Source organism: Streptomyces sp. NPDC006365 (assembly GCF_042870755.1).
Classification (GTDB): Bacteria; Actinomycetota; Actinomycetes; order Streptomycetales; family Streptomycetaceae; genus Streptomyces; species Streptomyces xiangluensis.
Genome location: NZ_JBIAHS010000010.1, coordinates 54,120 through 64,761 on the forward strand (window position 1 = coordinate 54,120; position 10,642 = coordinate 64,761).

Annotated in this window: 9 protein-coding genes; 7 read left to right on the forward strand and 2 right to left on the reverse strand. The window is 68.5% G+C overall.

Going from position 1 to position 10,642, the window contains the following annotated elements; all coding sequences use genetic code 11:
- The first annotated feature begins 1 nt into the window (after position 1).
- Positions 2–1,234 carry a DUF4185 domain-containing protein gene (locus ACFYO0_RS26200; protein ID WP_388680507.1) on the forward strand — a complete coding sequence of 411 codons (1,233 nt, stop codon included), beginning with the start codon at positions 2–4 and terminating at the stop codon, positions 1,232–1,234.
- Here ACFYO0_RS26200 and ACFYO0_RS26205 read toward each other — a convergent pair.
- Positions 1,173–2,210, reverse strand: a complete 1,038-nt coding sequence (locus ACFYO0_RS26205; protein WP_388680509.1) for a bile acid:sodium symporter family protein — start codon at positions 2,208–2,210, stop codon at positions 1,173–1,175. The two genes, ACFYO0_RS26200 and ACFYO0_RS26205, sit on opposite strands and share 62 nt — an antisense overlap.
- Positions 2,211–2,358: 148 nt before the next feature.
- Here ACFYO0_RS26205 and ACFYO0_RS26210 point away from each other — a divergent pair, with 148 nt between their 5' ends.
- The 4 genes from ACFYO0_RS26210 (at position 2,359) to ACFYO0_RS26225 (ending at position 6,823) form a co-directional block, all read left to right on the forward strand.
- On the forward strand, positions 2,359–3,225 hold the full coding sequence (locus ACFYO0_RS26210; protein ID WP_388680512.1) for a LysR substrate-binding domain-containing protein: 867 nt from the start codon (positions 2,359–2,361) through the stop codon (positions 3,223–3,225).
- A 386-nt stretch (positions 3,226–3,611) separates the two neighbouring features.
- Positions 3,612–5,438, forward strand: a complete 1,827-nt coding sequence (locus tag ACFYO0_RS26215; protein ID WP_388680514.1) for an AMP-dependent synthetase/ligase — start codon at positions 3,612–3,614, stop codon at positions 5,436–5,438.
- Positions 5,439–5,597: 159 nt separating this feature from the next.
- Positions 5,598–5,765: a hypothetical protein gene (locus tag ACFYO0_RS26220; protein WP_388680517.1), complete on the forward strand. Its 168-nt coding sequence runs from the start codon at positions 5,598–5,600 to the stop codon at positions 5,763–5,765.
- Between the two features lie 680 nt (positions 5,766–6,445).
- Positions 6,446–6,823: a hypothetical protein gene (locus tag ACFYO0_RS26225; protein WP_388680519.1), complete on the forward strand. Its 378-nt coding sequence runs from the start codon at positions 6,446–6,448 to the stop codon at positions 6,821–6,823.
- 428 nt (positions 6,824–7,251) lie between these two features.
- Here the strand turns inward: ACFYO0_RS26225 and ACFYO0_RS26230 are convergent, their stop codons facing one another.
- Positions 7,252–8,040, reverse strand: coding sequence for a Tat pathway signal sequence domain protein (locus ACFYO0_RS26230; protein ID WP_388680522.1), 789 nt, complete (start codon positions 8,038–8,040; stop codon positions 7,252–7,254).
- 282 nt (positions 8,041–8,322) lie between these two features.
- Between ACFYO0_RS26230 and ACFYO0_RS26235 the strand changes: the two genes are divergently transcribed.
- Together ACFYO0_RS26235 and ACFYO0_RS26240 are read left to right on the forward strand one after the other, a co-directional pair.
- Positions 8,323–9,108, forward strand: a complete 786-nt coding sequence (locus tag ACFYO0_RS26235) for an aldo/keto reductase (RefSeq protein WP_388680996.1) — start codon at positions 8,323–8,325, stop codon at positions 9,106–9,108.
- Positions 9,109–9,260: 152 nt separating this feature from the next.
- The gene (locus ACFYO0_RS26240) at positions 9,261–10,361 is read left to right on the forward strand and encodes an endonuclease NucS domain-containing protein (RefSeq protein WP_388680526.1); all 1,101 of its coding nucleotides are present in this window, start codon (positions 9,261–9,263) and stop codon (positions 10,359–10,361) included.
- The last annotated feature ends 281 nt before the right edge of the window (positions 10,362–10,642 follow it).

Genomic DNA, 10,642 nt, shown 5'->3' on the forward strand with positions numbered 1-10,642 from the left:
CGTGCCCGACGACTCACGAGTACGACACCGTACGGGGGCCGGGCTGGGACTGCTCCTTGCCCTGGTCCTCGGAGCGGTGCTGCTCACCGCCCTCCCGGAGGAAGACGACCGGGAGGGCGCCTGCACGCCTCGTACGGTCTCGTCCTGGGCGGCGGAGCCGGACCTCACCGGCGAGTTCGCGCGGTACGGCGATGACGCCTCGCGGGCCGACGACTGGACCGGCGGCGACGGCACCCATTCCGTGCGGCTGCCGGACGGCCGGGTGCTGTGGCTGTTCTCGGACACGTATCTCGGCCAGGTGTACGGCCCGCCGAACCCGGTGGGTGAGTCGTACGCCTGGCGGGACCAGAACACGCCCCTGGTGCGGAACTCGGCCGTGGTCATGTCGGACGGCCGCCTCCAGAACACCCTGCCCGCGCCTCTGTTCCCGGACCCGGCCCCCGGTCAGTGGCGCTGGCCGGTAGCAGCAAAGGTCGAGGCCCGCTCCCCCGGGTCCTCGGACAAGGTCGTACGCGTCCTGCTGTGGACCCGTACGAACGGCACGTACCCCTGGATCTACGGCGTCCCCACCGCCACGGAGGTGGCCACGCTCTCGCTGCCCGATCTGCGGGTCGAGGGCATCGTCAAGGTCCTCGACCAGCAGCAGGTGCGGGAGCCGGAGCGGCGGGTGCTGTTCGGCACGACGGCGGTGACCAGTGACGAGGACTGGACGTATGTGTTCGGCGGGGACGACGCACAGGCCGCCTCCCGGCCGGCCTCGAAGGCGTACGTGGCGCGGGTGCCCCGCGACCGGCTGGCTGAGCCGGACGCGTGGGAGTACTGGGACGGCGGGCGGTGGTCCACCATCTCGTCGCGGATGAAGCCCGTGCTCGGCGACGGGCAGCGTAAGGGCGTGGGCAGCGCGTTCACGGTCGTGCGGGACGGCGGCACGTGGGTGCTGTTCACGATGGCGGCGGGCGCCGAGGGGCTGACGACCGTCACCTCGTACTGGGCGTGCTCGCCCACCGGCCCCTGGCGCGGGCCCACCAAGGGCTTCAGCCCGCCGCTGCCCGAGCAGAAGGGGGAAGTCGCGGCGTACAACCCGCAGGTGCACCCGGCGCTCGGCGGGCGGCTCGTGCTCAGTTACGACGTCAACTGGCTGGACGCGACGGGGGCCGCGGCGCAGTCGAATCTCAGTCGGAACGTGTCCCTGTACCGACCGAGATTCGTGACCCTGAAGCTGGGCTCGGGCTGAGGTCCGGTTCGGGGTCGCGGGAGCGGCGCTTGGCGATCACCGCGCAGACCATGAGCTGCATCTGGTGGAAGAGCATCAGCGGCAGCACGGCCAGCGAGGCCTGCGCACCGAACAGCACGCTCGCCATGGGCAGTCCGGCCGCCAGGGACTTCTTCGACCCGGCGAACTGGATGGCGATCCGGTCCTCACGGCTGAACCGCAGCGCCTTCGAGCCGTACCAGGTGAGCGTGAGCATCACGGCGAGCAGCACCGCCTCGACCGCGAGCAGCCCGGCCAGCCGCAGCGGGCTGACCTGGTGCCAGATGCCCTGGACCATGCCTTCGCTGAACGCGGCGTAGACGACCAGGAGGATCGAGCCGCGGTCGACGAGGCCGGTGATCCGCTTGTGGCGTGCGATGAAGTCGCCGATCCAGCGCCGTAGCACCTGGCCCGCCACGAACGGTACGAGCAGTTGCAGCACGATCTTGAGGATCGAGTCCGCGGAGAAGCCGCCGCCGGCGCTGCCGAGGAGCGTCGCCGCGAGCAGCGGGGTGATCACGATGCCCGCGAGGGAGGAGAAGGAGCCCGCGCAGATCGCGGCGGGCACATTGCCGCGCGCGATGGACGTGAACGCGATCGACGACTGGACCGTCGAGGGCACCAGCGTCAGGAAGAGCAGTCCGATGTAGAGCGAGTGCGTCAGGAACACCGGTTCAAGGCCGCGGGCCGCCAGACCGAGCAGCGGGAACACCACGAACGTGCAGGCCAGGACGGTGACATGGAGCCGCCAGTGGCGCAGCCCGTCCAGGGCCTCGCGGGTCGACAGGCGTGCCCCGTACAGGAAGAAGAGCAGAGCGATCGCACCCGTCGACACCCCGGACGCGACATCGGCCGCCGTCCCCCGGGCGGGCAGCAGCGCCGCGAGGCCCACCGTCCCGAGCAGGAGCAGGATGTACGGGTCGATCGGCAGCCAGGACGGCCACGTCAGGCGTTTCACGGTGCTCCGTTGCTGAGTCGGTTCTTGTTCGTCGGTCTGTCGGTCCGGACGCAGGATCGTGCCCTCTCCATGGTCCTCCTTCGGAGCGTGATCGGGAATCCGGCATACGGCTCTTACTGTCATCACGGATCGCGATAGCCTGAGGAGCGTGTACGACCCTTCACACCTGCGTACGTTCCTGGCCGTGGCCCAGACGCTGAGCTTCACCCAGGCCGCCCGGCGCCTCGGGCTGCGTCAGTCGACGGTCAGCCAGCATGTGCGCCGGCTGGAGAGCACGGCGGGGCGGCAGCTGTTCTCGCGGGACACCCACTCCGTGGAGCTGACGGAAGACGGCGAGGCCATGCTCGGTTTCGCGCGCCGCATCCTTGAGGCGCACGAGCAGGCGGCGGCGTTCTTCACGGGGACGCGGCTGCGCGGCCGGCTGCGCTTCGGCGCCTCCGAGGACTTCGTACTGACCCGCCTCCCCGAGATCCTGGAGGGCTTCCGGCACGACCACCCCGAAGTCGACCTGGAGCTGACGGTCGAGCTCTCAGGCACATTGCACGAGCAACTGGCCGACGGAAAGCTCGACCTGGTCCTGGCCAAACGCCGCCCCGAGGACCCCCACGGCGAACTCGTCTGGCACGACCGCCTGGTCTGGATCGGCGCGGAACGCCTCCGGCTGGACCCCGACCGCCCCGTACCCCTGATCGTCTACCCACCCCCGGGCATCACCCGAGCCCTGGCCCTGGAAGCTCTGGAACGCCAGGGCCGCCCCTGGCGCATAGCCTGCACCAGCGGCAGCCTGAGCGGCCTCATCGCAGCAGCCCGAGCAGGGCTGGGCGTAATGGCTCACTCCCAGGGTCTGATCCCTCCGGGTCTGGTCCGACTCCCACCCCGAGCAGCCCTCCCCGAACTGGGCAGAGTCGACTTCGTCCTGACCCAAGCCACCCGCCACACACCGGCACAGGGCTCAGCCAACGCCCTGGCAACTCGCATCCTCCAAGGCGGCGTCAGCCCACACACCGGCCGCTGAGGCGGGTTCGGCCTGCACTGAGGCGGGTTCCTCGACAGCGGACGCTCACGGAAGCGACCCTGAAAGGGGCGCGGAGCTGTGTCGATTTGCGGCTCCGCCGCGTGGGCACGACCAGCCACAGACAACCCGCACGAGCCCACCACCCCAAAGGGAATCCACCCCACGGCGCACCGAGCGGAGCGCTTTCGTACAGATTCCGTGGAGATTACGAGCCGGAAACCTACGCACCCGTAAGAATTATGTCCCGGCCCACCCCGTTGGAGCCGCAAATAGGGCCCTGACCAGCACGTATAACACAACGACCGCACAAGCCACCGCCACTCCCGCGGCAGCGCCACGTGGGGTAGCTTTCACGGCGCTGTGCGGAGCGCCACAAGGAGCGGGGATTGCGCGAGTTCACCAACCCTCCGTTGGCGTCGGCGCCGCCGGTGGGCGGCCTGGCCGATGCCGTCTACGACCATGCCCTGGAGGACCCGCTCTACCCCGCTCTCGGCCGCAAGGACGAGCACGGCGAGTGGCGCGATGTGACGTCGGCGGAGTTCCGCGACGAAGTGCTGGCTCTTGCCAAGGGTTTGCTTGCCCAGGGCATCCGGTTCGGCGACCGGGTCGCGATCATGTCCCGTACGCGCTACGAGTGGACCCTCTTCGACTACGCCCTGTGGTCGATCGGCGCCCAGGTCGTGCCGATCTACCCCACCAGTTCGGCCGAGCAGGTCTTCTGGACGCTGCACGATTCGCAGGTGTCGGCCGCGATGGTGGAGCACGAGGACCATGCGATGACGATCGCCACGGTCATCGACCGGCTGCCGGCACTGCGACGGCTCTGGCAGCTGGACGTGGGCGCGGTGCACGAGCTGTACGAGGCGGGCGCGCACCTCGACGACGAGGTGGTGCACCGACACCGGCGCGCGGTCACGCCCGAGTCGATCGCGACGATCATCTACACCTCCGGAACCACCGGTCGCCCCAAGGGCTGTGTCATCACGCACGGCAACTTCATGTTCGAGGCGGACACGGCCATCGAGCGCTGGGAGCCGCTGTTCCACTCGAAGAAGGGCGATGAGGCCGCCACCCTGCTGTTCCTGCCGCTGGCGCATGTCTTCGGGCGGATGGTGCAGGTCGCCGCGATCCGGGGGAAGGTCAAGTTCGGACACCAGCCGCAGCTCAACGCGGCAGCCCTACTGCCCGATCTGGCGGCCTTCCGGCCGACGTTCTTCCTGGCGGTGCCGTACATCTTCGAGAAGGTCTTCAACGCGGCACGCAGGAAGGCCGAGCGGGAGGGCAAGGCGGGCCCGTTCGAGAAGGCCGTCGAGGTCGCCGTGCGGTACGCGGACGCTGTGGAGGCGAAGGCCTGGAGCATCGGGCCCGGTCCCTCGACTGCCCTGCGGGTGCAGCACCAGCTCTTCGACAAGCTTGTCTACTCCAAGATCCGCGAGGCGATGGGCGGGCGGATGAAGCACGCCATGTCCGGCGGTTCGGCGATGGACCGGCGGCTCGGGCTGTTCTTCGCCGGCGCGGGCGTCCAGATCTACGAGGGGTACGGCCTCACCGAGTCCACCGCCGCGGCGACCGCCAACCCGCCCGAGCGCACCCGGTACGGCACCGTGGGGCAGCCGTTTCCCGGCACCACCGTGCACATCGCGGACGACGGCGAGATCTGGCTGCACGGCCCCAACATCTTCCAGGGCTACCTCAACGACCAAAAGGCCACCGACGCGGCCCTGAACGACGGCTGGCTGGCCACCGGTGACCTGGGCTCACTCGACGAGGACGGCTACCTCACGATCACCGGGCGCAAGAAGGAGATCCTGGTGACGTCCGGCGGCAAGAGCGTTTCGCCCGGGCAGTTGGAGGAGCGGGTGCGCGACCATCCGCTGGTCGCGCAGTGCATCGTCGTCGGCAATGACCGGCCGTACATCGCGGCGCTCGTCACGCTCGACGGGGAGGCCGTCGAGCACTGGCTCCAGATGCGCGGCAAGTCGAAGCTGACCCCGGCCGAGCTGGTGCGCGACCCGGATCTGGAGACCGAGGTGCGCCGGGCCGTGGTCGCCGCGAACACGCTGGTGTCGCAGGCCGAGTCCATCCGTACGTTCCGGATACTGGCCCACCAGTTCACCGAGGAGCACGGGCTGCTGACGCCTTCGCTGAAGCTGAAGCGGAAGGCGATCGAGAAGGCGTATCTCTCCGAGGTGGAGGCCCTGTACCGGGCCTAGCTTTTCGAGGCAGCCGTTGGGGACTTCGGGTCGTGGGCAGTTGCGGGTTCGATGGGGCTGGTCGCGCAGTTCCCCCGCGTCTCTGACGGAGCTGCCAGTTATTGACGGACCGTCAGATTGCACCGATTATTTCGGTCACCCGACGGAGGGGGACCGACCATGTCGCGACCGATCCGCACCATCGCCGCCGCCGTGACGGCGGTGCTGCTCGCCACCGCGTGCAACTCCGCTTCCAGCGCCGGGAGTTCGGCCGCCGAGGACTCCGTGCGCGCCGGTCGTCACCGGCTTGAGCACGGACGACGAGCCTCGTGGGGTCCGTATCCATGATCCCCATCCCGACACCGCCCTGCATGAGTGACCCGCCGCACGCTGAGCCGACACCTGTGCTTACTTTGCCGCGCACGTTGAGCCGACACCTGTGCCCTACTCCGCCCCGTACGTGCAGCGTTCGGAGCCGGTTTTCCGTCGCACAACCTGGAGCTGCCCGATCCGGCACCACCCGCGCCACCGGCCCTCTAGCGCCGATTACCTTCGGCATCAGCCCGGGCAGCCAGGGACCGGTGCACCGGGTGCCCTGGTCACCGGCGCGATGGATCAAGTGCGCCGCACCATGGGACGCCAGGACGGCTGTGCCGCACGGAGCCAGGAGGGCGATGCCTCACGGAATGCGTACGTCGTCAACGGGGGTGGCCCGTGTTCGATCGGCCACGAACTGCGGCAGCAGGGCCAGCGCCTCTGCCGGGCTGTCGGCCTCGACGTCCCACCAGAGTTCGTGCCCCCTCGGTCGCAGCTGCCCGTGGCGAAACCGTGGCGGAGCCGGCTTGCGAAGCCGCGCCAACTCGCGAATGCGGCCGGGCACTCGGCGGGGCTGTGCCGATGGTGGAGCCGGTATCGCGTCATGCAGGGGACGTTGCCCTGCCGGAATCGTCATAACATCGGGGAAATCCGCCAGTTGGCGGCTACCGTGTTCGTATGTCTCTGGTGGGGCGGGAGTCGGCCCATTCACCATGCGCACACGAACCAAGGTCTTAACGACGATCGCGGTAGGGATGCTGGCCACCGCGGGGATGTCTGCGCCCGCTGTCGCGGCGACACCCCCCGTCGACCGGCCGGAGAGCCAGAGAACGGCGTCCGATGTGGGCATCAACCAGGTCGTCACCACCTGGACCTCCGCGAACGTCCGCAGCTGCGCGTCCACCAACTGCGAGATCGTCTACACGGTGGGCGCCAACACCGGCCTCAACGCCTCATGCTGGAACTACGGCCAGTGGGTGAACCAGAACGGCGTCGCTCACGACAAGTGGGTCAGGCTCTACTCCGGCAACTGGATCTGGGGCGGCCTGCTGAAGGGGGACCAGACGGGTGGCGTAGCCAACAGGTGCTGAACTCCGCTTGAGCGAAGGGTTCTCGCGCTGCTCGAGAACGGAACGACCAGGCGCTGAATGGCACTTGCCACTCCGAGTAAGCGACTCACCGCACCACAGAGGCCACCAGCTTCGCCCGCACCCGACCGGGGCTCCGCTGGTGGCCTTTTGAGTGCCCAGCGCGAATTCTCGGCTTCCCAGCGGCTTGCGGATTCTTGGGATCTCGGGCGGACTGACAACGCGCCTTCGACGATGGGGAATTCGCCGTTGTGGTCCCTGGCGATCCGTGCGGAGCGTCGGGCGAGGCGGGAGCAGGTGCGGGAGCAGGTGCGGGAGCAGGTGCGACTCCAGGCCACCGTCCGGGCGGTGCCGTACCGGTCGGTGACCCGGGCCGTGGCCGCGTCCGGCACGCAGCCGGGCACGACCCGGTTGGGTGCCTGGGCGCGGCGTCACACGAGTTGATAGCCCCGCAGGTTCGTCAGCAGGAGATAGCAGTCCTGGAGGGAGCCGGAGGTGTCGCCCAGGGAGCGGTAGATGCCCCACTTGGGGCGTACGCGGTCGGCGAGGAAGGTGTCGACGCCGGTCTTGGACTTGTCGATGACGGTGGTGGAACCGTTCTTGAGGATCCACCGGACCGAGCCCGCCGAGCCGTTGCCGACCTTGATCTGGAAGTCGACGTCGATCCATTTGTTGTGCAGCGGCTCCAGGTTGGTGCGCCCGACGAGGATGTCGTCCTCGAACAGCTTCAGCTCGATGGTCTGCACGCCGTTCACCCGGCGCAGGGACTGCACGACGATCGGCGCGGAGCCGGCGCCGGGCTGCTTCATCTGCATGATGTGGGTGAAGGTGGTGGTCGCCTTGAGTGAGCTCGGGATGTACATCGAGTACGTGACCCGCCAGCTCTGTCCCTCGGTCCATTTGAGGTAGTTGCCGCCGCTGCCGTTGCGCAGGCCGGTGACCTCGTGGCGCTGACGGTCGGTCGAGGTGTCCCGGTCGACGGTGTGCATGTTGAAGCGCCAGTTGTTGCCGGTGGCGTAGATGTGCGGGGAGGCACTGGGGTGCGAGTCGGCGCGGTCGTCCTCCAGGGTCTCGAACGCGCCGAGCCCGTCCTCGCTCGCCGACGGGGACCATTTCAACTGCCAGGAGGCGGCATGCGCGCCGGTGGCGGGAAGTCCGACGGCAGCGGCGGCCGCGCCGCCGAGCGCCGCACCGAGCAGGTTTCTTCGTGTGGTGCTCACAGGTCTCTCACCTCGTCCTGGATGGGAGTTCATATACATGCACCGGGTTCAGTCGCCTGGGACAGTTAGAGTCGCGGTATGACAGTCCGCGGTCAATGGTCTGGACCGATAGGATCGGAGGCACGATCAATATCCGGCCAATCCCCGATTCCGTCGGCGAAGGCACAGGGGCAGGAATGCATGGCAGCCCTTGATCGTTGACGATGGGATACCAACCGACGACTGAAGGATCGAGAGCTCGTGAGCAAGGTCCCCCCGATCATCCTGAACAACGGCGTCGAGATGCCGCAGCTGGGTTTCGGTGTCTGGCAGATCCCGGACGACGAGGCGGAGCAGGCGGTCAGCACCGCTCTGGAGGCCGGGTACCGCAGCATCGACACCGCCGCCGCCTACGGCAACGAGGAGGGCACGGGCAAGGCTCTGGGCGCCTCCGGCATCGCCCGCGAGGACCTCTTCGTCACCACAAAGCTCTGGAACAGCGACCAGGGCTACGACTCGACGCTGCGCGCCTTCGACACGTCCCTGGCCAAGCTCGGCCTCGACTACGTGGATCTGTATCTGATCCACTGGCCGATGCCCGACAACGGCACGTACGTGGACACATACAAGGCGTTCGAGAAGCTTCTGGCCGACGGTCGCGTCAAGACGATCGGCGTCTCCAACTTCCTTCCAGAGCACCTGGACCGGCTGATCGAGGCGACGTCCGTCATCCCGGCCGTCAACCAGATCGAGCTGCACCCGCACTTGCAGCAGCTCGCCTTGCGTGAATACCACGCGGAGCAGGGCATCGCCACCGAGGCCTGGTCGCCGCTCGGCCAGGGCCAGGGCCTTCTCGAGGTCCCGGCGATCGTGGCCATCGCCCAGAAGCACGGCCGTACGCCCGCGCAGATCGTCCTGCGCTGGCACATCCAGCTCGGCAACGTGGTGATCCCCAAGTCCGTGACTCCGTCCCGGATCAAGGAGAACATCGAGGTCTTCGACTTCTCCCTGGACACCGAGGACATCGCCGCGATCAGCGCCCTCAACGAGGACCGCCGCATCGGCCCGGACCCGGCAACCCTCCACTGACCCGACGGCACACTCCTTGCTCCCCTGGAAGCCGCCGCCCGCTGACCACTTGGGCGGCGGCTTCGCTGCCTCCGCCCGGCCGTACCCCACGTGCTTGACTGGGGTCGTCGTATCGATGGAGCCGGTCGAGCGAATCGGCCGTGGAGGTCTGGATGCCGCTCGAGGTCGGGCTGTGGCGCGTGGACGGGGCACCTGTGCGGGTGACGACTCGGCGGATGGCGCTGGAGTCGCGGCTCGAAGAGCTGATAGAGGCGGATCCGGCCATTCTCGGTACGCCGTTGCTTCTGATCGGCAGGCAGGTGCCGACGCCCTACGGGAAGTTCCTGGATCTGCTGGGGATCGACGGGGACGGCAATCTTCACGTACTGGAGCTGAAGCGCGACCGTACGCCCCGGGACGTGGTGGCGCAGATCCTCGACTACGGGTCATGGATCCAAGGGCTCACGAACGACGAGGTCCGGGACATCCACGTGGAGTACGCGTCCCGCCGCCACGACGAGGAGGCATTCGACCAGGCGTTCGCCGCCCGGTTCGGGGCCAGCCCGCCGGAGGAGCTCAACAGCGCGCACTCGCTCACCGTGGTGGCGAGTGAGGTCGATCCGGCGACGGAGCGGATCGTCACGTATCTGTCCACGGGCTACGGCGTGCCGCTGAACGTGCTGTTCTTCCGCTACTTCGAGGACGACGGCCGCTCCTACCTCGCCCGGACCGCCCTGGTCGACGACACGACCGCCACACCGGCACGCGTCGCGACCTCCCGCGGGAAACAAGAGCCGTGGAACGGGCAGGACTGGTACGTGGCGTTCGGCCACCAGGACGCGGGCGACCGCAACTGGGACGACGCCAGGAAGTACGGCTTCATCTCGGCAGGCGGCGGCGAGTGGTACTCCCGCACCCTGCGCGGACTCCCCGAGGGCGCGCGGATCTTCACGCACATCCCGTCCAGGGGTTACGTGGGCATCGGCACCGTCATCGGCGAGGCGCAGCCCTTTGAAGAGGCGCGCCTGGCTGTGGACGGGGAGCAACAGGAGATGAAGTCGCTTGATCTGAGGGGGAGTTACCTGCGTCCTGTAGCGGCCACCGGAGACGGGGACGCCCGAGAGTGGATCGTGCCGGTCGACTGGGAGGCGGCCGTTCCCCAGGAGCAGGCCTTCTGGGTCCCGGGCCTGTTCGCCAACCAGAACTCCGCCTGCAAACTCCGCGCGCGCTTCACCATCGACGAGGTCTCACGCCGGTTCGGCATCGACAAGTAACGCTCCGCCGAGCGGCCTAAGACCGGGCGCTGCCTCCACGCCACAGGGATCAGGGTCAGTCAGGGTCGTCCAAAGGCCGACGTCCCGGACAGAAGGGCTCCACAGTGCGTATGCGAACTATGACCCTCGCCGTTGCCGCTCCAGCCGCAGTCCTCGCCGCCGGGGCACTCCCGGCCGACGTGTCCGACAGCCCCATCGAGGCGCAGGAGGGCACGGTCACCGAGGCCCGGGAGGGCACGGTCGCCGTGTCCGACAGCCCCATCGAGGCACAGGAAGGCACG

Excerpts from the sequence above, each read along its gene's own strand:
- ACFYO0_RS26220 (WP_388680517.1), top strand. The coding sequence starts at position 5,598 with ATGTCGCGACCGATCCGCACCATCGCCGCCGCCGTGACGGCGGTGCTG.
- ACFYO0_RS26225 (WP_388680519.1), top strand. The coding sequence starts at position 6,446 with ATGCGCACACGAACCAAGGTCTTAACGACGATCGCGGTAGGGATGCTG.
- ACFYO0_RS26235 (WP_388680996.1), top strand. The coding sequence starts at position 8,323 with ATGCCGCAGCTGGGTTTCGGTGTCTGGCAGATCCCGGACGACGAGGCG.
- ACFYO0_RS26240 (WP_388680526.1), top strand. The coding sequence starts at position 9,261 with ATGCCGCTCGAGGTCGGGCTGTGGCGCGTGGACGGGGCACCTGTGCGG.